The sequence below is a fragment of the Allochromatium humboldtianum genome, from assembly GCF_013385175.1.
GTDB lineage: Bacteria > Pseudomonadota > Gammaproteobacteria > Chromatiales > Chromatiaceae > Thermochromatium > Thermochromatium humboldtianum.
Window position 1 is genome coordinate 55,755 of record NZ_JABZEO010000010.1, and the last position, 22,701, is coordinate 78,455.

22 protein-coding genes are annotated in these 22,701 nt (G+C 67.1%); 1 reads left to right on the top strand and 21 read right to left on the bottom strand.

What is annotated here, in order from left to right:
- Positions 1–92: 92 nt before the first annotated feature.
- From HW932_RS14615 to arsS, 14 genes are all read right to left on the bottom strand, one after another.
- Complete coding sequence (locus HW932_RS14615) at positions 93–596, bottom strand: DoxX family protein (RefSeq protein WP_176977232.1); 504 nt, start codon at positions 594–596, stop codon at positions 93–95.
- Between the two features lie 6 nt (positions 597–602).
- Entirely contained in the window at positions 603–1,079 is a 477-nt protein-coding gene (locus HW932_RS14620) for a hypothetical protein (RefSeq protein WP_176977233.1), read from the bottom strand.
- Between the two features lie 27 nt (positions 1,080–1,106).
- Positions 1,107–2,246 (bottom strand): cysteine desulfurase family protein, encoded by a 1,140-nt coding sequence (locus HW932_RS14625; RefSeq protein WP_176977234.1) that lies wholly within the window; start codon positions 2,244–2,246, stop codon positions 1,107–1,109.
- A 6-nt stretch (positions 2,247–2,252) separates the two neighbouring features.
- Entirely contained in the window at positions 2,253–3,425 is a 1,173-nt protein-coding gene (locus HW932_RS14630) for a trans-sulfuration enzyme family protein (protein WP_176977235.1), read from the bottom strand.
- Positions 3,426–3,500: 75 nt separating this feature from the next.
- Positions 3,501–4,019, bottom strand: a complete 519-nt coding sequence (locus HW932_RS14635) for a DsrE family protein (protein ID WP_176977236.1) — start codon at positions 4,017–4,019, stop codon at positions 3,501–3,503.
- Positions 4,020–4,087: 68 nt separating this feature from the next.
- A complete protein-coding gene (locus tag HW932_RS14640; protein WP_176977237.1) occupies positions 4,088–4,444 on the bottom strand; it encodes a DsrE/DsrF/TusD sulfur relay family protein in 357 nt (118 codons plus the stop codon).
- 95 nt (positions 4,445–4,539) lie between these two features.
- Positions 4,540–5,187 (bottom strand): TVP38/TMEM64 family protein, encoded by a 648-nt coding sequence (locus HW932_RS14645; protein ID WP_176977238.1) that lies wholly within the window; start codon positions 5,185–5,187, stop codon positions 4,540–4,542.
- 108 nt (positions 5,188–5,295) lie between these two features.
- Positions 5,296–6,042: a sterol desaturase family protein gene (locus HW932_RS14650; protein WP_343047370.1), complete on the bottom strand. Its 747-nt coding sequence runs from the start codon at positions 6,040–6,042 to the stop codon at positions 5,296–5,298.
- 566 nt (positions 6,043–6,608) lie between these two features.
- Positions 6,609–10,142: a CHASE domain-containing protein gene (locus tag HW932_RS14655; RefSeq protein WP_176977239.1), complete on the bottom strand. Its 3,534-nt coding sequence runs from the start codon at positions 10,140–10,142 to the stop codon at positions 6,609–6,611.
- A 408-nt stretch (positions 10,143–10,550) separates the two neighbouring features.
- Complete coding sequence (locus HW932_RS14660) at positions 10,551–10,913, bottom strand: hypothetical protein (RefSeq protein WP_176977240.1); 363 nt, start codon at positions 10,911–10,913, stop codon at positions 10,551–10,553.
- A complete protein-coding gene (locus HW932_RS14665; protein WP_176977241.1) occupies positions 10,910–11,137 on the bottom strand; it encodes an RND transporter in 228 nt (75 codons plus the stop codon). The genes HW932_RS14660 and HW932_RS14665 overlap by 4 nt, the downstream gene beginning before the upstream one ends.
- 4 nt (positions 11,138–11,141) lie before the next feature.
- Entirely contained in the window at positions 11,142–11,786 is a 645-nt protein-coding gene (locus tag HW932_RS14670; RefSeq protein WP_176977242.1) for a TIGR04282 family arsenosugar biosynthesis glycosyltransferase, read from the bottom strand.
- Complete coding sequence (locus tag HW932_RS14675) at positions 11,776–12,450, bottom strand: TIGR04283 family arsenosugar biosynthesis glycosyltransferase (protein WP_176977243.1); 675 nt, start codon at positions 12,448–12,450, stop codon at positions 11,776–11,778. The genes HW932_RS14670 and HW932_RS14675 overlap by 11 nt, the downstream gene beginning before the upstream one ends.
- An 11-nt stretch (positions 12,451–12,461) precedes the next feature.
- On the bottom strand, positions 12,462–13,424 hold the full coding sequence (gene arsS / locus HW932_RS14680; protein WP_176977244.1) for an arsenosugar biosynthesis radical SAM (seleno)protein ArsS: 963 nt from the start codon (positions 13,422–13,424) through the stop codon (positions 12,462–12,464).
- 162 nt (positions 13,425–13,586) lie between these two features.
- Here arsS and HW932_RS14685 point away from each other — a divergent pair, with 162 nt between their 5' ends.
- Entirely contained in the window at positions 13,587–14,279 is a 693-nt protein-coding gene (locus tag HW932_RS14685) for an ArsR/SmtB family transcription factor (RefSeq protein WP_176977245.1), read from the top strand.
- A gap of 126 nt (positions 14,280–14,405) precedes the next feature.
- Here HW932_RS14685 and traN read toward each other — a convergent pair whose 3' ends face one another.
- Genes traN through HW932_RS14720 form a run of 7 tightly spaced genes read right to left on the bottom strand, consistent with a single transcriptional unit; the run spans position 14,406 to position 22,588 of the window.
- Positions 14,406–16,805, bottom strand: coding sequence for a conjugal transfer protein TraN (gene traN, locus HW932_RS14690; protein WP_176977246.1), 2,400 nt, complete (start codon positions 16,803–16,805; stop codon positions 14,406–14,408).
- Complete coding sequence (locus HW932_RS14695; RefSeq protein WP_176977247.1) at positions 16,780–17,832, bottom strand: TraU family protein; 1,053 nt, start codon at positions 17,830–17,832, stop codon at positions 16,780–16,782. The genes traN and HW932_RS14695 overlap by 26 nt, the downstream gene beginning before the upstream one ends.
- 2 nt (positions 17,833–17,834) lie before the next feature.
- Positions 17,835–19,031, bottom strand: coding sequence for a conjugal transfer protein TrbC (locus tag HW932_RS14700; RefSeq protein WP_176977248.1), 1,197 nt, complete (start codon positions 19,029–19,031; stop codon positions 17,835–17,837).
- On the bottom strand, positions 19,018–19,566 hold the full coding sequence (gene lepB / locus HW932_RS14705; RefSeq protein ID WP_176977249.1) for a signal peptidase I: 549 nt from the start codon (positions 19,564–19,566) through the stop codon (positions 19,018–19,020). Before lepB ends, HW932_RS14700 begins: the two co-directional genes overlap by 14 nt.
- Complete coding sequence (locus tag HW932_RS14710) at positions 19,553–19,867, bottom strand: hypothetical protein (RefSeq protein WP_176977250.1); 315 nt, start codon at positions 19,865–19,867, stop codon at positions 19,553–19,555. The genes lepB and HW932_RS14710 overlap by 14 nt, the downstream gene beginning before the upstream one ends.
- The gene (traC, locus tag HW932_RS14715) at positions 19,860–22,256 is read right to left on the bottom strand and encodes a type IV secretion system protein TraC (RefSeq protein ID WP_176977251.1); all 2,397 of its coding nucleotides are present in this window, start codon (positions 22,254–22,256) and stop codon (positions 19,860–19,862) included. The genes HW932_RS14710 and traC overlap by 8 nt, the downstream gene beginning before the upstream one ends.
- The gene (locus HW932_RS14720) at positions 22,253–22,588 is read right to left on the bottom strand and encodes an RRXRR domain-containing protein (RefSeq protein WP_176977252.1); all 336 of its coding nucleotides are present in this window, start codon (positions 22,586–22,588) and stop codon (positions 22,253–22,255) included. Before HW932_RS14720 ends, traC begins: the two co-directional genes overlap by 4 nt.
- Positions 22,589–22,701 lie beyond the last annotated feature (113 nt).

Consider the following 22,701-nt stretch of genomic DNA (forward strand, 5'->3'; position numbering starts at 1 on the left):
CGAGCGCCTCATCGAAGCGCAGTCCACCCACGTCGGATGCCAGGCCCTGCCGCCTGTGAGGTCCGGGCACGGTTCCGATGTCGGGCGACAGTTCAGCGAACCGGCGCCATGCCGGTCCGGGCCAACACGCGATCACAGGACCAGGGACCGGCGCCGGCCAGCAGCACATAGAGCGCCCCGAGCAGCATGGCCCAATCGGTGCGCGTCTCGTGCGCGAAGCTCCAGAATCCATAGCGATCCAGGGGACGGACATGGAAGATCAGCCAGTCGGAGCCGATCAGGATCGGCGCCTTGGTCGTCAGGATGGCGACGATCATGATGACGATCAGCGGAACCGCCGCGTAGCGGCTGAACAGCCCGATCAGGATCAGGGCGCCGCACAGCAATTCGACCACGCCGACGAACGGCCCCATGGCCTCGGGCCAGGGAATACCGATGCGCGTGAAGCGTCCGGCCCCGAGCAGTTCGGGAAAGACCAGCTTTTGCCAGCCCTCCAGGACGAAGACCCCGGCCAGCATCAGCCGGATCAGAAGCGCCAAGGGCGACTGTCCGGGCGAAAACCACCAGGGATGCGTCAGAAAGGTCGGTATCCGCATCTCGTTTTACCTCGTTGCCTCGATCAGAGCGTCTGCGCCGAGACATTCCCCCAGTGCGGCCCGCGTCCGCTGGGCCAGGAAGTCGCCCGAGAGACGCCGCTCGGCGAACAGCAGATTGTGATGGGCCGCCTGGTCCAGATAGAGCACATCTGCCGGTTCCGGAGCAAAGGGGCGGCGGCTGACGCGGGCGATCCGTCCCAGGTTCACGCCACGCCCGTCGTCGAGCAACAGCAGATGCGGGGTCAGGCCGCGCGCCGGATCGGGACGCGGGAAGTCGATCACGCCGAGCAACTCATAGGGCGTGCCGCTCAGATGCACGCTGAGCTGGATGGCGCTCTCGACCAGCTCGACCAGATAGACCGTCTCGCCGACGGCGGCGCGCAGACGCTCGACCTGCCGCTGATAGTCGGCCGATGGCCACAGGTCTTCACCCATCCGATCAGCGTCCGACGGTCGATCCGTATCGTGCGATGTTGGGCTCATGCCGGACAGGCTCCAGGGGTTCGGCGCTCAGTTCGCCGTCAGGCCACGCCAGGCCGCGATGAGTGCCGCCGCCACTGTATCGAGTTCAGCCTCCGTTGTCTCCGCGCCCAGGCTCAGACGCACGGTTCCAAGCGCCTGCGCCGGCTCTACTCCCATGGCCGCCAGCACACCACTGATCGTCGTTTCACCCGCGTGACAGGCCGAGCCGATGGACGCGGCCAGGTTCGGTGTATGGGCCAGCAGTTCGCGCCCGGTGACACGGGGGAAGGCGAGGCTCAGGGTATTGGGCAGGCGCGCCTCAGGATGGCCATTGAGCCCGAGACCGGGGATGGCGGCGGCCAACTGGGCATGGAGCCGATCACGCTGAGACCGGAGACGTTCGCTGAGGGCCGGCAGACGCTCCGCCGCCAGACGTGCCGCCGCGCCGAGTCCGACGGCATAGGCCAGGTTCTCGGTGCCGGGCCGAAGGCCCCCTTCCTGTCCGGCCCCATGCAGGATGGGCGTGAGCGGCGTACCAGCACGCCGGTAGAGTGCGCCGATCCCCTTGGGGGCCTGGAATTTATGACCGGCCAGCGTCAGCAGGTCCACACCCAAGGCGTTCACGTCCACCGGGATCTTGCCGACCGACTGGGCCGCGTCGACATGGAAGAGCGCGCCCTGTGATCGGGCCGGCGCCGCCAGCTCGGTGATCGGCTGGAGAGTGCCGACCTCGTTGTTGGCGTGCATGATCGACACCAGCACCGTATCCGGGCGCAGGGCGCGGGCGAGATCGGCCGGATCGACCCGTCCGTGGCCATCGACGGGCAGACGGCTGACTTCCCAGCCGCTCGCCGCCAGATGGGCCAGCGGCTGGACCACCGAGGGGTGCTCGACCGCGCTGGTGATGAGATGCCGACCGCGCGCCTTGAGCGCCTGAGCCGCGCCGAGCAACGCCAGATTGTTGGACTCGGTGGCGGACGCGGTGAACAGGATCTCGTCGGGGGTCGCGCCGATCAACGCGGCCACCGCCGCGCGTGCCTGGTCGAGCGCGGTGCGTGCCGCCCGTCCGAAAGGATGATCGCTCGCAGGATTACCGAAGCGCTCATACAGCCAGGGCCGCATGGCCTCCAGGACGCTGGGGGCGATCGGGGTGGTGGCGTTGTGATCCAGGTAGACAAGCGGCGGCATGGCGGCTCAGCCCAAGGCCTGAACGAGATCCGCGATCAGGTCATCGGGATCTTCCAGTCCGACCGACAGACGCAGCAGGCTGTCCGAGATCCCGCGCCGCGCGCGTTCCTCGGGCGGCAGTCCATGATGGGTGGTGGTGCTGGGTTGAGTGACCAGACTCTCGGCACCGCCCAGCGAGGGGGCCAGGGCAAACAGCCGCAGCCGATCGGCGACCTGGCTGGCGGCGGCGCCGTCGCCGGCGATCTCCAAAGCCAGCATGCCGCCAAAGCCGTGCATCTGACGGGCGGCCAACGCATGACCCGGATGCTGGGGAAGACCGGGGTAGAGCACGCGCTTCACCCGTGGATGAAGTGCCATGGCCTCGGCAATGGCCAGCGCCGCGGCATTCTGTGCCTGCACCCGCACCACCAGACTGCGCAGGCTGCGGGCCAGTAGCGCGGCGGTCTCGGGCGCGGGGGTGGAACCCAGGTTCTTGCGCCACGGCCAGACGGCCTCGATCAGCGCCTTGGAGCCCATCAGGGCGCCGGCGGTCAGGTCACTGTGGCCACCGAGATATTTGGTCGCGCTGTGGACGACCAGATCGGCTCCCAGGGCGAGCGGTTGCTGGTTGACCGGGGAGGCGAAGGTGTTGTCCACCACCAGGAGGGCCTTATGGGCATGCACCCGCGCGGCGATGGCGGCGAGGTCGAAGATCTCCAGGGTCGGATTGCTCGGGGTCTCCAGGAAGACCAGCCGCGCGCCCGCCGCGAGCAACCCGTCGAGCCGGTCCAGCTCCTGGCCGAGGATCAGGTGCGTCGGGAGGCCGAGCTGGGGCAACTGGGCGCCGATCAGCTCCAGGGTGCCGCCGTAGGCATCGCCGATGCAGACGATGCCGTCACGTCCGAGGGCGAGGAAGGTCGCCGCCTCGGCCGCCATGCCGGAGCCAAAGGCGAGCGCCGCCTCGGCGCCTTCCAGGGCCGCGAGCTTGGTCTCCAGCGACTGAATCGTCGGATTCAGACCATAGCGGGTGTAGAGACTGCCGGCCGCGCGTCCTTCAACGACATCGAGCAGGGCCTGTGTCGAGTGGAAGGCGAAGGTGGTGGTGGTATAGATCGGCGTGTGCGGGCTGCCGTGGGCATCGGTCAGCTCGCCGGCATGGACACAGAGGGTAGCCAGAGCGGTGGTTTGGGAATCGGGCATGGGCGTGGTTCTCCGGTGAGCGGCGGCGGGCAACGGCCGGCGGGGGCTGGACGCCACCGCCGATTGCATCGAGCTTCAGAAGATCAGGATGTTGGCGAAGCCCTTGGACTGATAGCCGATCTGCGAAACGAAGGTGTTACCGACAAAGGCGATGCCGGGCAGCAGGGTCTTGCGATCCAATTCCAGCAGTCGCGCGGCTATCGAGCAGGCTTCCATCCGGACCCCAGGCTTGGCCAGCAGTGTCTGTATCTGCGCCGCGATGGCCTCGTAATGGGGTTCGTGATCGAGCGGCACATCGGTGTGGTCGGTTGAGATCAGGGCCAGCGAAGGACCACGGAAGGTCAAGACCATCTCGGGTTTGACGCCCTGACGTTGCAAGTCCTCATACGTCTCATCCATCACCTTGAGGTACAGCGCCAGCTTGGCCGGGTCGCCCATATTGATGTCCCAGACGACACGGCCGACCTCGACACCGCGCAGAGCTTCGGCGTCATCGGGTTTTTCGGCGAGTGCGAGACCCGGCAGCGTCAGCCAGACGGCGCCCAGCAGGACCAGCGCACGGATTGATAGGACGCTGAGTTGAGCGGATTTCATAGCGGGGGTTCTCCTTTGGTGGGCTGTCATTGACATCTTGTTGTGTCATGGCCGATTCGGTGACGGCATCAGAAGGTCAGCACCTTGTCGCTGTCGGCCACCCATTCGGCCAGGGCGGCCATGGTCGAGGACTCGGCGCCCTCGAAATAGGGGTGGTTCTTGTAGAGACCGCAGCGTGCCATGCAGGTACCGCAGACCTGAACCGGCACCCCGCGTTCGATCAGCGCCTTGAGCATGGCGGAGAGATCCTGGTCGTAGCCTTCGGGCGGACGGCAGACGTCGCGCGCCAGATCGACGGAATCGTTCATCAGAAACAGCCGCACGTCCTGCCCCTGATCGACCAGGGTGCCGGCCAGACGCAGGGCGTTCCAGGTGACGTCGGTGCTGTCGTAGGGCTCGCGGTTGAGAATGATCAAAATCGTCATGGTTACTCCGGATGGATGGAAAAATCGGGTTGATCAGGCCGGACGCGCAGCGGCTCACCCGGCTCCAGGCGGTCTTTGAGCGCGTCCACGTCGATCTATGGCGGCCGGCGCAGACGCGCGATCAAGCGTGGCAGGAACAGCAGCGCCGCCAGGAGCGCCAGCGCGATCAGCCCCTTCCGGATCAGCCCCTCCCCGCCGGCGATCGCCTCGCGCCCGGCATAGCCCAGCCAGGTGTAGGCGAGCGCGCCCGGCAGCATGCAGACGGCGGTCGCAAGCAGATACTGTCCGAACGGCAGGCGCGTCAGCCCCAGGGCGTAGTTGAGCAGGTTGAAGGGAAAGAGCGGCACCAGCCGGGTGAAGGCGACGAAGCGCCAGCCCTCGGCCTCGACGCCCTGGATCAGGCGCTTGAGCAGCCCCCCGGCGCGACCCTGGACCCAGTCGGCCGCCAGATAGCGCGCCGCCAGAAAGGCGAGCGCCGCGCCCAGGGTCGCCCCAGTCAGGTTGATGAGGGTGCCCCAGAGCGGGCCGAAGAGCGCGCCGCCTGCCAGGGTCAGCAGAGAGCCCGGCAGGAACAGCAGCGTGGCGACCGTATAGAACGCGATGAAGATCAGGGGGCCGGCCAGCCCGGCGCTCGCGACCCAGTGTTCCAGCGTCCGGACATCGAGGCCCCCGCCCAGACTCAGGGCCAGGACGATCCCCGCGACCAGCAGCAGGGCCAGCAGGAGACGGACCCGGCCCTTCATGTCCGATCCTCCGGCGTCTTCCAGGCGCGGCGGTTGATCGCATAGTCCGTCACCGCGCCCCGGAACGGCAGCTGCAGCATCCCCAGCAGCCCGCTGACCTGACGCGGGTCACGCGCGTCCGATGCCAAGGGTCATGCCGGCATGGCCGCCGCGCGGCTGGTCGCGATAGGTACCGAAGAGCCGGTCCCACAGCGACAGGTTGAAACCGAAGTTGGAGTTGGCCTCGTCGGCGGCGACCGAGTGATGCACCCGATGCATGTCCGGCGTGACCAGTAGCCGGCGCAGGCGTCGGTCCAGCCGCTCGGGCAGGTGCACATTGCCGTGATTGAACATGGCCATGGCGTTGAGGATGACCTCGAACAGGATCACGGCCACCACGGATGGCCCCAACACCAGGATGGCGGCGAACTTGATCAACATCGAGAGCAGGATCTCGATGGGGTGGAAGCGTGCTCCGGTGGTCAGGTCGTAGTCCAGGTCGGCATGGTGGACGCGATGCAGTCGCCAGAGCACGGGTACGGCGTGGAAGAAGACGTGTTGCGCCCAGATCACCAGATCCAGGGCGACGATGGCCAGCCCCAACTCGACTCCAGCCGGCAGCGTGACCTGATTGAGCAGACCCCAGCCCCGGCCGGCGGCGGTTGCCGACAGTCCCACGGCCGCGACCGGAAACACCAGCCGCAGCAGCAGCGTATTGAGCGCCACCAGCCCCAGGTTGGCGCTCCAGCGCCGGGGCTTGGAGACAGTGAGCACCCGCCGTGGAGCGCGCAACTCCCACAGCGCCATGGCGGCGAAGATGGCGAAAAAGGCCGTGAGCCGGATAACCGGCTCGTGGGTTTGGATGAAGCTATCCACGCCGGTCGACCTCCGGGAATGCGGTGATGGATGTGGGCCGGGATGGTGTCAGATCACGCCCGATCTTTCAACTCATTGGTTGAATATTCTCCTGTGTCCCATCACTACCTGGCCTAGACCCAACAGTCGTGTCATGAGCCGCCATTTCGTGAGAAGCCAATAACGGCGCGGCCTGTCGGAAAACAGTTGATTTCCGACAAGGAATCGATGTCTCGATATTAGAGTTGTTCCGATCGCTAAGGCATTGAATGTATAAAGTTTTTTGATATGCTTTGAATTTCGATTTTGGCTTATGTCGGACAATTGGGCATTTTTACGACTTAAAATGTGTAAAACGAGCCCCTTTGATTTATGCCATATGTTTGAATTTTAAGAACAAATCAATCGGTACAACTCTATTTGATCGCTTAACCTGCTCAAAAAGTGCGCGGAAAACCATGTCGGAAACCGTCGCCAGCCGGAAACCCGCTACAAATGGTTTTCCGACCGCCAAATGGCGGAATGGCGGTTCATGACATGACGGCTTGTTCTACCTCGATTTAAAAATACCATCAGCGGGATGGTGTTCAAGGCTCAGGGAGCGGGACGTCCGGTACGGTATCCGTGCCCGACAGGGCCGCGTCGAGAGCGCCCAGCGCCGCCGGAAAATCGAGCGCCGCCAGCGGCGTGGCCATGGCTTGAACCACCTTGGGTCCATAGTGACGGCTCAGGCCGGCGTGAAGCTCAGCGAAGAGTTGCCGTGCTGAGCGAGGGCGGTTGGTCGCCAGGGCTTCACGCAGGGCGGCGAGCTGGGCCGGATCCAGCTCCGCCTCATCATCGACCGGCAGCTCGACCGGCGTCGGCTCGGTCTGAGCCAGCCAGGGATCGGCGGATGCCAGCAGGCGCGCGACCTGCCGCTCGAACGCCTCCAAGCCGGCTGTGGGTACGGGGCGTGCTTTGTGCAACGCCGTCTCCAGCGCCCGGATCGTCGCCACCAGTTCCACGGCCCCGACATTGGCGGCGACCCCGCACAGACGGTGCAGTCGCGCGGCCGCCTCGGTCTCGACCCCCTGTGCCAGATCGGCTCGGACCTGCTCGGGCACGCCGCGCGCCTCGGCGACCAGACCGCTCAGCAGTCGCCGGTAGAAAGCGACATCGCCCTGGGTGAGCCGGTCGACATGCGCCGGATCAAGGCCGGCAATGACCGGCAGGGCCGCCACTGGGGAGTCGTCACCTGAGGCACCCGAAACGCCGGACGTCGCTGCGTCTGCGTCCGGCCCAGCCGTTGGGTGGGGTGCCCAGCGGCTCAGGATCGCTACCAACTGCTCCAGCTCCACCGGCTTGGGCAACAGCGCATCGACCCCCGCCTCGTGCACCCGTTGTTGCTCTTCCTTGAGCACCCCGGCGGTCACGGCGATCACCGGCAGTTGAGTCAGACCCAGTTCGCCACGGATGGCGCGGGTGGCGCTCAGACCGTCGAGCACCGGCATCTGCACATCCATCAGCACCGCGTCGAAGTCCTCGGCCTGGGTTCGCAATTGCTCCATAGCAGCGTGTCCGTCGCCGGCACGGGTCACGCGGGCACCTTGCAGTTCGAGCATCCGCTCCAGGACATCGAGGTTCAGGGCATTGTCGTCGACAATCAGATAGTGGCCGCCGAGCAGGCGCGAGCCGGCGGCGGTGATCCCGGCCGAGTACAAGGTCGGGATCACAACCGGGTCGGTGTCCGTGCGCGCGAAGGGCAGTTCAAACCAGAAGCGGCTGCCCACGCCCTCCCGACTCTTGACGCCGATCGCGCCGCCCATGAGTTCGACCATCCGTTTGCTGATCGCCAGTCCCAGCCCGGTCCCGCCGAAACGACGGCTGATGCCCGAATCGCCCTGATTGAAGGCGGTGAAGAGCTGGGGCAGAACGCTGGGGGCGATGCCGACGCCGGTGTCGGTGACGTCGAAACGCAACCGAGCGCCGGTCTCCGACTCATCCAAGGTCCGGAGACTCAGCCTGACCTCGCCCTGGTCGGTAAACTTGATGGCATTGCCGATGAGGTTGGTCAGGATCTGTTCCAGGCGCAGGGGATCGCCGACCAAGGCACCGCTGGGCAAGGGCGCAGTATCGATGGCAAAGTGCAGACCCTTGGCCCGAGCAGTCGGTCCCAGGAGCGATTCGAGCTGTTCGAGCATGGAGGCCAGGAAGAAAGGCCGCGATTCGAGCTGGAGCTTTCCGGCTTCGATCTTGGAGAGGTCGAGGATGTCGTTGAGCAGCAGCATGAGCGAACGACCGGCGGCACGGATGCTGGTGATCAGGTCGCGCTGCTCGGGATTCGTGGACGATTGCTCCATGACCTGGACCAGCCCCAGCACGGCGTTGAGCGGGGTGCGGATCTCGTGGCTCATGTGCGACAGGAACTCACTCTTGGCGGCGCTGGCGGCACGCGCTTCGGCGGTGCGGGCCTCCACCTTGGCCTCCAGATCAGCATTGAGGACGCGGATCTCTTCTTTCGCCAGGTGGAGCTGTTCGTTCTGACGCTGGATGAAGGCGGCGCGGCCGGTCATGCCCAGCATCAGTACCTGCAGGAGGGTGGCAAAGAGCAGTCCCACCACACCCACCGCCCAGGCCAGCCAAGGGAGGTGGGCCTGGCGGTAGTCCTCGTCGACACTGACGGTCAGGAGCCAGTCGCGGTCGCCCATGCGCAGATGGGTACTCCAGTCCGCCGATGTCGCCGGGGCGGCGGAGGGGCCGGCGACCCGCTCCCCGGAGCGGTAGAGCAAGGCCCGCTCCGGATCGGCCTCGACATCGGTGAGCTGGAAGCTCAATCCCGGCGGGACTCGTCCGTCGGTAGCGATGTCGATCATCTCATCGACCTTGATCACGCCGACGGCGAAGCCCTGGTGGCGGAGCTGTGCCTCGTCCGCTTCCATGAAGTCGCGCCGACTCCCGGCCTGGACCTTTGCCGGTGTCTGGGTCTCGATGGGCAGAAGTTGCAGCAGACCCACCCGCGGCTGACTCTCCTGCACCAACAGGATGGGGGCCGTCACCGCCATGGCATTGGTCGTTCGCGCGCGCTCGATGGCCAGGCGCCGGATGGGCTCAGAGTTGATGTCGTAACCCACCGCCGGCGTGTTACCCGCCAAAGGGACGATATAGCGGACGGTGACGTACTCGGGGCGGGTCGTCGCCCGAATGAGCCGACGTTCAGCATCTCGCTCGGTGATCTGGAACGGTCCCAGAGGGGAAAGGGCGCTGATCCGTGCCTCGAAGGTCGGGCGCTCGCGATCCGTCACCAGGTCGTTGTAACTCAGGGCGAAGACATCTGGATTGTCCTCTAAGGTGCGACGAGTGAAGCGCTCGAACTGGGCGAAGCTGAAGTCCGGAGTCGCCTCGACGAAATGGCGCAGGGAGGCGAGGATCTCCCGTTGGGTGATGAGGCGATCGGCAATCCCCTGAGCCAGGAGGTCACCGTCGTCCCCCAAGGCGTTGGCCTGGGTTTGAGCCACCCAGCGGGCGGTCCCCCAGAAGGCCAGGATCGCTAGCGCCAGGGTCAGGAGCACGGGCAGAACGGTGCGCCGTAGCCGTTCGCCCCACAAGCGGTCGCGGCGATTGAAGAGGCACAGCGCCAGTGGGGCGAAGGCTAGCACCCCCAGCACGTCACCGACGTACCAGGTCCACCAAGTATAGGGCGCACCCGCCGGGGCGATGACGCCCGATAGGACCAGGGTGCCGACCGCCACGGTGGGCGAGACCACCCCTGCCAGGACGCCCCCCAGGAACAGGAAGCGGATGGCGTCCTGCTCCCGCTCCAGCGCACGCCAGGTGGAACCCTGCCGGTGCCGGACCAGCCAGGCTCCGGCCCCGGCCTGCAAGCCAGCACCGACCCCGATCGCCAGGGCGACGGTCAGGGTGGTGGGACTCAAGTGTCCGCTGATCCAGGCGTGACCCACGTTGAGTAGACTGGAACCCAACCAGACGCCGGGCAGGATCCGGGGTCCGAACTGGAGTCCGGCCGCCAGGGCCAGCCCTGCAGCAGGAAAGACCGGACTGGCGTAACCGGGCGGAATGGCCAGGAGCAGGCCGGTGGCACCCAGTAGCAGATAGGTCAGGGCAAGGAGGAGGATCAGGCCCATCGCGAATCAGGCGCCCAGACCGGCGGCACCACCACGCCGCCGGTGCAGGCGCACGGTGGCTTCCATGTCGATCCGCTGACTCCGTTCATTGAAACTCCTCGGGATCCGTGCTGCCTCGTGGCCTGAGTGAACTTCTATTTTGCCATACCGTAGAACAAGCCGTCATGTCATGAACCGCCATTCCGCCATTTGGCGGTCGGAAAACCATTTGTAGCGGGTTTCCGGCTGGCGACGGTTTCCGACATGGTTTTCCGCGCACTTTTTGAGCAGGTTAAGCGATCAAATATCGAGACATCGATTCCTTGTCGGAAATCAACTGTTTTCCGACAGGCCGCGCCGTTATTGGCCTCTCACGAAATGGCGGCTCATGACACGACTGTTGGGTCTGGGCCTACCTGGTGCGACCTCCTACAGACAGTCCCGCCGAATCAGTGCCTGAAGGTCATCGAGCCCCTGGCAGGCACCGATGGCCGAGGTATCGGCGCACAACTGGAGGCGGTCGCCGTGACGGCGGAAGATGGCGGGGAGTGCGTCCTGGATCTGTGGAAACTGCTCACGGAACTGGTCGCGGTGCAGGAACTCGCAAGTCGCGCCCAGCGATTCGATGAAGGCCGGCCACTCGGCGCGCTCAGCGAGCACGCCGTGGGTGATAGCGCAGAGTGCGCAGGTATAGGTGGCAGGCGAGAAGAGCTTATGGCCGATATCCGCCAGGGTGCTGAAGAGGCCGCTGTCGGCGTTGTAGACGAACAGTAGCTTGGCTGGGCGTCTCATGCGCGCGGCCTCCCAAGCAGACGCCGGAGCTTGGCCGACAGTAACAGCCACGGCAGCCCATGCAGCAGCAGATCGAAGATGTCGATCGGCTGGCGCAGGTCGCCGGCGGCCAGGAGTTTGAGCTTCTCCCAGAGGTGCGGCTCGGGCAGGAAGGGGGCAAGGCCCAGGGTCAGGGCGATGACGACGAAGAGGGCGATGGGTGTGCGGTCGATCCAGGTGAGCATGGGGTCAGTCCAGGTGGCGGTCGGTATCAAGCCAGTGGCCGAAATCGGCGAGGTCTTCCGGCCGGTCGAGGTCGCGCAGGGTGGGCAGTTCGGTCCAAGTGAGGCCGATTCGGCGAAGCGCCGTGCGCGTCTCGGTCTGGACGGCGCAGGTGCTCCAATGGATATCGGCAAAGAGCGCTGGGGCCGGGCGGCGCAGCCCGATGAGGACATAGCCGCCATCGGCGGCCGGACCGAGCACGGCGTCGTGGTCGTCGAGGGCGGCGAAGGCGGCGCTCAGGTAGGCCGGTGAATAGTCGGGGCAGTCGCTGCCGATCAGCACGGCCCGGTCGGCCGTGACGAGCGCATCGGCCAGAGCCGCCGCCATCCGTGCCCCCAGATCCCCCTCGGGCTGAGGATGCCAAGTGAAGCCATGGGCCGCGGCCAGTCGCGCGCATTCGCCGCCATCGGCCGGCGTCCCGGCACACCAGAGCCGGCGACGTGCGCCGGGTGTCGCGGCACCCGCCCGCAACGCGATCCCGAGCAACCGCCGGTAGAGCTGCGCGGCGCCCTCGCCCCCCAGGGCCGGGATGAGTCGCGTCTTGACCTGGCCCGCGACCGGCTCGCGGGCAAAGATAATCAGTGTGCCGCCGGGCGTGGCCTCAGCCGTCATAGCGTCGCGCCAGTCGGGCCGGATCGGCGCCCAGGGCATACGCCAGACGCAGTCGCCACATGAGCAGGATGGTGCGCAGCACCCCGCGCGACTCCCAGCGTCGGCTGGAGGTGAGGAGCGGTAGGCGCAGACAGGCCGGTCGGGCGAGGCGACGCAGGCGCTTGGAGAGGGCGATGTCTTCCATCAGCGGGATCTCCGGGAAACCGCCGACGTAGGAGAAGGCGTCGCGGGTGACGAAGATCCCCTGATCCCCGGTCGCGAGGCCGGTGAGGCACGAGCGGGCGTTCATGCCGCGCTCGACCAGCCGCAGCAGCGGGTGACGGCCGGAGAGGCGCACGTCGAAGCGCCCCCAACGCCCCCCCGCCCGGCAGGCGGCGAGCAGCGCTTCGGCCGCACCGGGCGGGACGCGGCTGTCGGCGTGCAGGAACCAGAGGATCTCCCCGCCGGCGATCTGGGTGCCGGCATTCATCTGGACGGCGCGGCCACGCTGGGACTCCAGAACCCGATCGACCCCGGACGCCGCCCGCGCGCGGGTCGTATCCACACTGCCGCCGTCGACCAGGATGACCGCATGACCCGCCACACGCAGTGGGGCCAGATCAGTCAGCAGGGCGCCGATGTGCTCGGCCTCGTTGAGCGTCGGGATGATGATGGAAAGCCTCATATGCGCCGATCTCAGGGCGTCACGGTCAGGGCGCCGCCGCAGCTCGATCCCTGTCCGGCGGTGCAACCGTAGCAGTGATCGGCGACCGCGATGGGCGCGCCTTCGAGGATCAACTCGGGCAGGTCACGCAGATGGGCGCGGCCCGCCCCCAGCGGCAATCCGAGCATCTGATTGAAGTCACAGTCATGGAGCCAACCCTGCCAGTCGACGCTGATCAGTTCCCGGCACATGACGGACGTCAGGTTCTCTGCACGGTGCGCGGTGCGCAGCCGATCCAGATAGCCGTGAAACTCACCCTTCGACAGCAGTGCGCTGCCGAAGCGCCCGACCGGGAGATTGGCCAGGGTCAGCAGCCGGTTGAAGCGGATACCGTGCTCGACAAGGAGCACCCGCCGATAGTCGTCTTCCAGTGCCGCCTGCGGTGGCGGCAGGTCCGGACCCTGGGGGTTGTAGACCAGATCGAGCTGGAGTCCGCTGTCCGGCCGGCCATAGCCGAGGGCGTTCAGCCGCCGCAATCCGGCGAGACTGGACGCGAAGACGCCCCGACCGCGCTGGGCGTCGACGTTGTCCGACAGATAGCAGGGGAGCGAGGCGATCAGCGCACAGCCCTGCGCAGCGAGGAAGTCGGCCAGATCCTCCTGACCAGGCTCGGCCAGCACCGTAAGGTTACAGCGATCCAGCACCCGACAACCTAGCGCACGGGCGTGGCGCACCAGGTCGCGAAACCCTGGGTTGAGCTCCGGGGCGCCGCCGGTCAAGTCCAGCGTCGCGAAGGGCAAACGCTCCAGTGTCGCCATCACCTGCTCCAGCGTCGGACGGTCCATGACCTCCGGGCGATTCGGCCCGGCGGCGACGTGGCAGTGCAGGCACTGTTGATTGCACAGTCGCCCGAGATTGACCTGTAAGGTCATCGGCCGGGTCCGGAAGAGCGGTGGAAAGTCGCTCGGTCGCAGATGAGGCAAGGGATTGAGCATGGTGTGAGTGCCGGTCGAGGAGGAGGAAAGGAGCCAAGGCCATCGGGACGCGCCCTGGTTCATCTACCCGCAGGCCGGCGTCTTCCCTATACTGGCGGCGCATAACCCACCACTCAACCCCGCGGTTGAATCACGTCCTTGAGGAGGGACACGATCGACGTCATGGCGAATCCAACCGGCCCCACGCCGAGTCCTAAGCAAGCCCTCTTCGAGCAGCTCGCCGTCATTGCCCGTGCCCTGGGCAGCGGTGCACGGCTGGAGTTGCTGGACTTCCTCGCCCAAGGGGAGCGTAGCGTCGAGGACTTGGCGCAGGTGACGGGGCTGAGCGTCGCCAATACCTCCAAGCACCTGCAACAGCTCAAGGCCGCCGGTCTGGCGCAGGCGCGCCGCGACGGCAAGCACGTCCGCTATGGACTCGCCGACGAGGCCGTGCCGGCGGCCGTCAGCGCCCTGCGTGGACTCGCCGAGCGCCGCAGCCAGGCCGTCGCGGCATTGCTGGCGAGCTATCTCAAGCAGCGCGACGACCTGGAGCCGGTACCGGCGGCGGAACTCCTGGAGCGGGTCCGCGATGGACTGGCGACGGTCATCGACGTGCGCCCCGCCGTGGAATATGCCCAGGGTCATGTCGCGGGGGCGCTGAATGTGCCGCTCGACCGGCTGCAGGAGCGGCTGACCGACCTCCCGCGCGAGCACGAGATCGTGGCCTATTGTCGCGGCCCCTGGTGCGTGCTCTCGTTTGAGGCCGTCGCCCGACTGCGGGCGGCGGGCTTCAGCGCCCGACGCCTGGAGGATGGCCTGCCCGAGTGGCGTCAGGCCGGGCTTCCCATGGAACAGCGGAGCACCACCCAATCCTGACGTTGGACGGGTGGAAAACCAAGTTGATGTTCAGGGGCGTTAGCGGTTTGACTGTACTGATCGCCAAATTTTCGCTCCCCACGTCGAAAAGTCGCTCGGGCGCAGGATTTTTGATCTCCGCACACCTCACGGACTCCCCTCACCCGGCCTCGGCACCTCCTCCAGCGTCTCCCACCCCTGCGCCTCCGCCGCCCGATTGGCCTGCCCCACCGTCTGCACGTCACTCAGATCCTCCAGCCGCTCAGCGGTACGGTTGCCCGACCCTTCGGTCAGTGTCGTCAGATCCAGTCCGGTGGTGGTCAGGATCAAATCCGCCTCGGTGAGCATCGTCAGCCATTCGGAGAGATCCACCCGGCTCCAGTCGACCTCGGCCAGGGCGGCGACCGGGATCCCGGCGCAGTTGGGGTTTTTAGCGCGTCCATAGCCGCCGAGTCCGGCCGGTCCGCGCAGCTGTTCGTTCAGGATCCGCGACAGTGGCGAGTTGAAGCAGCAGTAGCTGTCGCGGCTCTCGATACAGGCCCCGAAAATGCTCTTGCGGCAGTAGGAGCCGACCCGATGACAGGCCTTGAGCTCGCGCTGCACGCCGAGGGTGAATTCATCCTCGGTGCACTCCCAGATCAGCCGGATCAGGATCATCACGATGGAGTAGATCAGATAGGCCCACATCACCCACTGGATCACCACCATGATGGTGGGATTGAGCGCCACGTTGGCGGCTACCGTGCCATCGGCCGCCACCGCCACCCCGCCGCTGCCGGCATCGATGAACAGCGCATTGGCCGCCTGCGGCCCGAAGGTCTGGGCCGTCCACTGCGCGGTCTGTTGCAGCAGCTCCTGCTTGAAGCGCGCGATCAGGCCCTGCTTGGCCGCCTCAGTGGTCACCGCCGTGGTGTTGCCGGTGATGTTGTTCACCGCTGAGGTGAAGGCGTCCTTGACCGCGCTCCAGGTATCGACCAGCGGCGAGCGCAGCGTCTCCCAGGCCCCGAAGGCGGGGTTGGACACGCCGGCTTTCACCAAGGACATCGTCACACTGTCGAGCTTGGCCACCGAGAACATCAGCTGCAGATACAGCCCGAGCGAGACGCCGTCCGGACGCTCACAGCAGTTGACGATCCCGCCCACGGCGCGCTTGCACTCCAGCGCCTCGCCCTTGAACACCTCGCAACCCCCGGTGGTGCAGTCGGCATCCAGCGCGACCAGCTCGGCGGCGTGGAGCGCGGCCACCGCCTGGTCGAAGTCGTCTGAGGACTCCGGCTCGATCGCCACACAGTCCTCCCCCAGACAGCGGATCTCGCCCCCGCAGTCGAGTTCGGCGGTGCGCTCAATGCCGGTGATCTCCTGCGTGGCGCCGCAGTCATAGACCACCTGATCGACATAGCACACCCCGGAGCGCCCGGTGGCGGCCTCGGCACACTGGCGGCTGACCCGGCGGCAGTTCGGATCAGCGTCGAGCGCCGCGCAGTTGTCCAGATCGCCGGGATTGTCGGGACAGTGCTCCACCCCGTCGGGATCGTTCCAGCACTCCATCCGGCCCTGGTTGAAACTGGTGCAGTCGAGCGCAACGCTCACCTGCATACAGGCCGCACCAATGCCGGAGAATTGCTCCCAGGGTTCGTTCCCCGTCTCCCCGTGATAGGGCGGCGCCACCAGTTCGCTCCCGCACAGTTCCCCGCCGGGCACGGCGACACAGGCCGCGTCGGGATTGGACGTGCAGGTGGTGGTGCTGCGGCAGAAACCGTCCATCAGGCGTTCGTTGATCGTCTCCTGACAGGCGCTGGAGGCCCAGTCCCAGCGGTCGGTGCGCTTCTCGACCCGGCGCACCAGTTCGATGATCGGCTCGCCGGTCTCGGGATCGGTGCCGACTGTGACCGGATCCCAGTGCACGGTAGCGTCCAGCGTGCGCGTGGTGGTGCAGCTGAGCCGGGGCTGATCGGTGTCCGGGATCAGACAGGCTTCATAGTCGGGGACGTGCACCGTGCGCGGGCGGTCGAGGAAGGTCGTCTCCCAGGTACAGTCGGCATAGGTGGCGGTGAAGTCGTCCAGTGAACCAACCGTGGCGTCGGTGAAGCCCCACAGCGGATCGGCGCTCAGGTCAGTGCGCGGTCGGTCGAGCGGCTCCAGCAGCGTCTGGTAGGCCTGGCCGGTGGCGGAGGCGTCGCTATAGGGCGTGTCGACCAGATCCTGCTGGGTCTGGAGGCCGGCGGCTTCGAGCGCGGTCGGATTCCCATAGAGCGCGCTCCAGTCCGTGACCTCACCAGTCTCGGCCCCTGGAAAGTAGACCCGGTAGTCGTCCGGCAGCTCGAACGGGGCCAGGCGGTCCGGATCGGTTCCGAGCGTGCTCCCCAGTGCCTGTCCGTCGTCGGCGGCCTGATCGAAATCCAGCGCCCGGTGCAGGTCATCACCCCACACCAGCGCCCAGGGGGTCCAGCTGATCGCCAGGATCAGGACACCGACCAGCGTGGCCCGGAGTGCCCGTAGCCGTGCCACGCCGCCCCCGTTTTTACAACCAGGTGAGACAGCAATCATGCCAGCGCCAGATCAGGTACAGATGGTCCTCGCCGATCCCCGGCACGTTGCGCCCCAGGCCCCAGCGCAGCTCGCTCTCGCCGATGACGTGGTTCGAATTGGCCTCGGGGCGCGGGTAGAACTGCGACAGTCGGTACTGGGTCTTGGGTAGCATCAGTGCGAAGGGCGCCTCGCACAGGGCGTCATCGCCGACGGTCTGACGGGCCAGTCCCCGTCGGTGCAACGCGGCCAGCACTCGGGCACTGGCCAGACTCATCTCCGACGGGCGGCCATTGAGCGTCGGCACACGCCCGGAGAAGGGATAGAGTCCGCCCCAGGCTCCGGCGCACCAGAAGAGTTCGTCCAGGGGCTTTTGCACCGTGGTCGCCGAGGCGGCATCGACCAGACAGGCCGCCTGCGCCACCGGGTTGGCCACGAACGCTGCTTCCGGGTTGGTGAAGAAGGCGAGCTCATCGTTGTTCCAGGTCGGATCCAGCTCCGAGAGATAGAGCAGGTCGAAGTCGGTCAGGTGATCGACGTTGCAGCGATCGGGAAAGAACAGATCGAGCATCATCAGCAGCGGGAAGGCGTAGTAGTGGTAGTTGTAGAACGCCTTGTCGGAGCCATCATAGTTGGCCTGTCCCGGCGTGCCGAGCGTGCGCCAGGAACCCAGATCGAGCCGGGCGCCGCCCAGCGCCGGCAGACAACCGGGCACCCGTACCAGCTCGACGATCCGTGCCGGTTCCCACATCCCGATCACCACCCCGGGACTCGGCAGTCCGGCCGGATCGGGACAGGCGCACAGCGCCTGGGTACTGGCCCCGCTGGGGACCGGGCCGCTACCGATCGGCGCGCCGGCGATGCGCAGCGGAAACAGACAGCTCCAGCAGATGTCGGTGATGAGCTTGGGGCCGAGCAGTTCGGCGTCGGGGCAGACGGCGTTGCCCGAACCGGTGGTGGTGTCTTCAGCCACCGCATTGAACACGACCACGAGGATCAGCCCAACTCGCCCGGCGGTCTGAAGACAACGAGACAGCGCGCTTCGCATCCTCAACCCTCCGGCGGCCATTCGACCACGACCAGGGCGTCCCCCCGCGCCTCGACCCGTGCCGGCACCCGTTCGATCTGGAAACGCTGCGCCACATCGGGCGTGAGCAGATACAGCGGATCCCCGAGTGCGGTCTGGACGGCGCGGTAGCCGGCCCAGCCGGCGGCGCGATCGAGGCGTGTGGCCAGATAGAGCGGCAGGCGTCCCTCGGCGCGACTGGCCGCCCCGCGCCGGGCGACATCGGCGACCTGACGCGGGTCGGTGGCATCGAAGATAAAGAGCCGCTGCCGAAACGGTAGGATCCTGAGCGGATCGACGCGCTCGCCAGCACGGATCACGCGGGTGCCGTCGGGAAGATGGACATCGGCCTGCGCTTCAAGCGTCAGGTCGAGACGGCGCTCGCGTGGCTGTTCGGCCGTCGGGCGCTCGATCAGGGCCGCCCGCTCCCAGTAGCGCGCCCGGGCTGCCGCGCGCTCGGCCGCCCAGTCGATCCCGGCCAGACGCCGTTGCAGCTCCGCGATCAGATCCGGCTCGCTGACGGCCACCGTTGGTCCCCGCACCCCCAGATTCCCGCGCCGTCCCTGGCGCACCTGGGTCAGGAGCCAGTCCGGATCGCTGAGGCCGCTGACGCGGGCCAGTTCCGTGCCCGTCCCGTCGGTGACGATCAGCGTCGGCGCCAAGTCGACCACCGGGTTTTGAAACGGGCGCGGATCGAGTTCGAGGCGCGGAGCCACGCCCACCTCCTGGTTGGCCAGCGCCGCGCGCAGCGGTGTCTGGATCCAGCGCAGGAAGGCCCCCAGCGATTCGCCCGGGGCCACGCCGCGCCAGACGATCCGCACCTCGGGCCGACCGGCGGCCATCTCCAGGAGTTCACGCAGTTGCGCCTCGCCCAAGGCGCGCGAGGCCAGCACGGTGACGGTCCAGGACGACGACGGCGGTGAATCGGCCTCGGTCGGCGTCACCCAGGACGATGGTTTGAGTGCCTCCAGCGCACCGAGCTCAGTCGCCCACTGGGCGGCCGCCGGTTCCTGGACCCGGAGCCAGTCAGGACGCGCCTCCAGCAGCGCCCGTTCCTGAATCCCTACCGCCTCATCACGCAGCGCCGGCTCCGGAAGCTCAGGGAGCGGACTCGCCGCCACAGCGCTGGCAGCCAGGATGCCCGTCATGACCACCCCCCGCCCCCATTCAGAACAGCGCATAGGCCTTCCCCACCACCTGCGACTGCGGCAAAAACCCCCAGTAGCGCGAGTCGAAACTGTCCGGGGTCTCCCCGAGCATCCAGAAATGTTCCACCGGCACCCGCTCATGGCGCACCAGGGTCGCCGGATCGCGCTTCAGGGTCGCGGCCAGTGCCAGCCCGTCGGCCATCCGGCTCCCATTGATCCAGGTGTGCCCGGCATCGACCGTCACCCAGTCCCCCGGCACCCCGGCGGCGCGCTTGATCAGAAGCTGACCGTCACGAAAATACGGCGCCAGTCCGCGCGCCCGGAAGGCGACCAGATCGCCCTGGATGATGTCGGCCGCGCCCTGCCAGGTATCGATCAGGAACACCCGATACGGCGCCAGACTGACCCGGACCTGGGTGTCGATACCGAGGCGGTAGCGGGCCTGGCCATACAACAGCGCCGCCAACAGCCCGAGCAGGATCAGCCCCGCCAGGGCCGTCTTCCAGCGTGCGCGACCGGTCCGAAACAGCATGCGCGGACGCTCGATCAGGCGCTCACGGACCCGCATGCCGCACCTCCGAATCCGCCAGGCTCAGTCCCGCCGGAGCGGCCAGCACCGCCTGACCGTCTAGCACCAGGAGGCCCTGATCCGACAGCTGCTCGGCGGTCAGCCGATAGTCCTCGAGTCGGCGCTTGAGCCGGTCCGGATCAACGGCCCGTGCCGCCCCGGCCGGATCGAGCACCACCACCGGCGGGCGCACGGCCAGCGCCCGCTCCAGATGCTGCTGCATCCACAGCAGTCCGCCAGCGCTCACACCCAGTGACACCAGCCCCGCGATCAGGAGCGGATGGCGCGTCGTCTCAGCCATGACCGCGCTCCTGCAGCACCCGCCCGATCGCCGCCGTCACCGACAGCCCCCGGCGCCGCCAGGCCGCCAGTTCGGCCACATCACGCGGATGGGTCGAATACAGCAGCTGGCGGAACGGATCGACGATCAGCCGTCCGATCCCGGCCCCCCGGTCACAGACGGTCATGATCTCGGAATAGGCTCCGGGGAGGGTGTGGACGGTCTTGAGCAGTTCCGCCCCGGCCTCGGTCAGCGGCAGACGTTTGGACTCTCGCAGCTGATCGATCGCCTGCGCCGGTTGCGCGAGCAGGAAGGTGTGAGCCGAGTTCTCGGCGATCGCCCGCCCGGTCGGATTGGCGTAGAGGTCGTTGAGCGACTGGGTGACCGTGACCGCCGCGCCCCGGTACTTGCGAAAGCGCCGGTAGCCGGTCTCGATGAAGCGCGCCACATCCCCCTGGGTGAGCAGATCCCAAGCCTCGTCGATGATCACGAGTTTCGGCTGTTCGCGCTCGCCCAGATACATCGCCTGCTGGATCTGATAGATCAGCTGCAACAGCACGACCTGCTGCAAATGCTTGCGGCCCTTGAGCTCTTCGAGTTCCAGCACCACGAAGGGGGCGGTGAATTCGATGCTGTTGGGACCGTTGAAAAAGCGTCCGTACTCGCCTGGCGGGGTAAAGGGGTAGAGCTGAGTGCTCAGATCGCGCATCCGCACGTCGGACTCCGCCGCCAGCGCCTCGGCGATGGCCGCGATGGTCATCGCCCCGCCCTGTTCATCCCACACCTGCTTGAGCAGGCGCTTGAGTCCCGAGAGCGCGTAGTCGCCCAGGGGTTCGGAGGGCGCGAGCATGGTGGCCAGCAGCGTGGCGAGCATGTCGGCCTCCTCCTCCCAATGGCGCACCAGTTCGAAGGGATTGAGACAGATCCGGGCCTCGCGCGTGAAGGCCAGAAACTGCCCGTCGAGTGCCGTGCAGAGTTTTTCGTAGGAGCGCCCGACATCGATCACCCAGCAACGCCCGCCGACCGAGAGCGTGGTCGAAATCAGTTCATTGGTCAGAAACGACTTGCCCGAGCCGGACTGGGCGGCGATACAGGCGTTGTAGTTGGAGGCCGAATCAAACAGCGAGAGGTTCATCAGTTGTCCGCCCCGGCTGATGAGGTTCAGCACCGGCGTGCCGGTGCCCTTCCAGTCGCCGAGCACCGGCATCAGGTTGACCGCGTGCGTGGCCGCCAGCGTGCGGTAGCGCTGCATATCGCCGATGGCGCTCCGGTCGGCCCCGAAGGGCAGACAGTTCAAAAACAGCGGCAGCGTGAAGAAGCGGTCGCTGACGACCTGAAACCCCAGTTCACGCCAATAGGTGCGCAGGTTCGAGGCGGCGGCCATGGCCTCGTGCGGCGCGGAGAACAGCACCAGTCCCAGATAGGCGCGCACCGGTCGGTCGCCGGCCTCCAGGCGCTCAAACAGCACCCGAAAGCCGCGCGCCCGCTCAGCCAGCCGCGGCAGGTACATCGCCACCGGGCCGGCGGCCATCTTGGTCGCCCACTGGCTCTGCGCCTGCAGCCCGGTGCGCGCCGCTTCCGGCTCCGGGATGTGCAGATTCAGACACACCAGCAGGTTGTGCGGAATCCCGCGTGTCCCGGAGAACGGATCGCTCAGATAGCGCCCGGCCAGCCCGAAGGGCAGCCGGTCCGGATAGCGCTTGACCGACAGGGTCTGGATCCGGCATTCCCCCAGCGTCAGGCCGCGGCTGTCGATCGTGAGCGCCTGATCCGGGTCGAGGTACTGCTCGCGGATGAGCGCCCCCGGATCGACCTCGGGACGCACCCGCTCGCGCCAGGTCGCCTCCGGGCCCCAGTTGAGCAGCGTGTTCATGAGCCGGACCTGATCGGCCGCGCTCAGGGCACGGGGCTGCAGGCCCACGGTGGTGAGCACCTGCTCGGTACTGGCCCGCAGATCGGTCGCGCTCTGGTGTTCGTGCGCCGTCGGCAAGGGGCCGGCCAGCGGGAGCTTCACCGTCACCAGCACCTGGACATCGCGGACACGGGTCTCGGTATGGCGCAGTAGCGGCGTACCGACACCGCCGCGCAGAAATGCACTACGCTCGGCCGTGGCCTGGCGCAACACCGGATGGCGCAGCTCGGTGCGCAGCGCATTCATCACCGCCAGCGGGGCTTCGATGTCGGGCGAGGCCCAGAGGATGATCTGAATCAGCGTGTCCTTGGGCCACTCCTGATTGACGAAAGCGGTCAGCCGGTCGGCCTGCCCCGGATCGGCGCCGGCCATGGGTTCACAGCGCCACCCGAACGCCAGGCTCTGGTCATCGAGCAGGAACAGTCCCGCCTCGGGGGCGTGGGCGAGCACCGGAAAAAGCGCGGCGGCACGCTCCCCCTGGAAGGCGCGCGTCTTCATGCCGCACCCTCCTCGGCCGAGCGCGCCGGCGAGGTCACAACCTCCTGGAGCTGCAACAACGGCGGCTGCACACTGATCAGCCGCCCCCGCCCGCGGCGGATCAGTTCACGGGCGCGCGCGGGGTGACAGGGATTGAGCAGGACGCGGTTGGCATCACAGACCCAGACCCGGATCTGGCCGCGCACCGAATCGAGCGCGCGTTCGAGCACCTGATCCCGGGCCGGCCCCGGCAAGCCGGTGAGCGCGCGAAACACGGCCTTGGGCACCGAGAGGTAGTGACGCTGACGCGGCTGAAGCGCGCCGACGGACAAACGGTTGCATGGATGGGGCATGGTCCGGTCTCCGCCTGTCGCGCCCGCACTGACTGTCGGCGCGGACGCGGAGGTCTTGTGGGAGGGCCGTTGCCGGCCCGGACTCGGCCTGGGGGGCCGGTAGACGCCTGAGC

Excerpts from the sequence above, each read along its gene's own strand:
- HW932_RS14615 (WP_176977232.1), bottom strand. The coding sequence starts at position 596 with ATGCGGATACCGACCTTTCTGACGCATCCCTGGTGGTTTTCGCCCGGA.
- HW932_RS14620 (WP_176977233.1), bottom strand. The coding sequence starts at position 1,079 with ATGAGCCCAACATCGCACGATACGGATCGACCGTCGGACGCTGATCGG.
- HW932_RS14625 (WP_176977234.1), bottom strand. The coding sequence starts at position 2,246 with ATGCCGCCGCTTGTCTACCTGGATCACAACGCCACCACCCCGATCGCC.
- HW932_RS14630 (WP_176977235.1), bottom strand. The coding sequence starts at position 3,425 with ATGCCCGATTCCCAAACCACCGCTCTGGCTACCCTCTGTGTCCATGCC.
- HW932_RS14635 (WP_176977236.1), bottom strand. The coding sequence starts at position 4,019 with ATGAAATCCGCTCAACTCAGCGTCCTATCAATCCGTGCGCTGGTCCTG.
- HW932_RS14640 (WP_176977237.1), bottom strand. The coding sequence starts at position 4,444 with ATGACGATTTTGATCATTCTCAACCGCGAGCCCTACGACAGCACCGAC.
- HW932_RS14645 (WP_176977238.1), bottom strand. The coding sequence starts at position 5,187 with ATGAAGGGCCGGGTCCGTCTCCTGCTGGCCCTGCTGCTGGTCGCGGGG.
- HW932_RS14655 (WP_176977239.1), bottom strand. The coding sequence starts at position 10,142 with ATGGGCCTGATCCTCCTCCTTGCCCTGACCTATCTGCTACTGGGTGCC.
- HW932_RS14660 (WP_176977240.1), bottom strand. The coding sequence starts at position 10,913 with ATGAGACGCCCAGCCAAGCTACTGTTCGTCTACAACGCCGACAGCGGC.
- HW932_RS14665 (WP_176977241.1), bottom strand. The coding sequence starts at position 11,137 with ATGCTCACCTGGATCGACCGCACACCCATCGCCCTCTTCGTCGTCATC.
- HW932_RS14670 (WP_176977242.1), bottom strand. The coding sequence starts at position 11,786 with ATGACGGCTGAGGCCACGCCCGGCGGCACACTGATTATCTTTGCCCGC.
- HW932_RS14675 (WP_176977243.1), bottom strand. The coding sequence starts at position 12,450 with ATGAGGCTTTCCATCATCATCCCGACGCTCAACGAGGCCGAGCACATC.
- arsS (WP_176977244.1), bottom strand. The coding sequence starts at position 13,424 with ATGCTCAATCCCTTGCCTCATCTGCGACCGAGCGACTTTCCACCGCTC.
- HW932_RS14685 (WP_176977245.1), top strand. The coding sequence starts at position 13,587 with ATGGCGAATCCAACCGGCCCCACGCCGAGTCCTAAGCAAGCCCTCTTC.
- traN (WP_176977246.1), bottom strand. The coding sequence starts at position 16,805 with ATGATTGCTGTCTCACCTGGTTGTAAAAACGGGGGCGGCGTGGCACGG.
- HW932_RS14695 (WP_176977247.1), bottom strand. The coding sequence starts at position 17,832 with ATGCGAAGCGCGCTGTCTCGTTGTCTTCAGACCGCCGGGCGAGTTGGG.
- HW932_RS14700 (WP_176977248.1), bottom strand. The coding sequence starts at position 19,031 with ATGCGCTGTTCTGAATGGGGGCGGGGGGTGGTCATGACGGGCATCCTG.
- lepB (WP_176977249.1), bottom strand. The coding sequence starts at position 19,566 with ATGCGGGTCCGTGAGCGCCTGATCGAGCGTCCGCGCATGCTGTTTCGG.
- HW932_RS14710 (WP_176977250.1), bottom strand. The coding sequence starts at position 19,867 with ATGGCTGAGACGACGCGCCATCCGCTCCTGATCGCGGGGCTGGTGTCA.
- traC (WP_176977251.1), bottom strand. The coding sequence starts at position 22,256 with ATGAAGACGCGCGCCTTCCAGGGGGAGCGTGCCGCCGCGCTTTTTCCG.
- HW932_RS14720 (WP_176977252.1), bottom strand. The coding sequence starts at position 22,588 with ATGCCCCATCCATGCAACCGTTTGTCCGTCGGCGCGCTTCAGCCGCGT.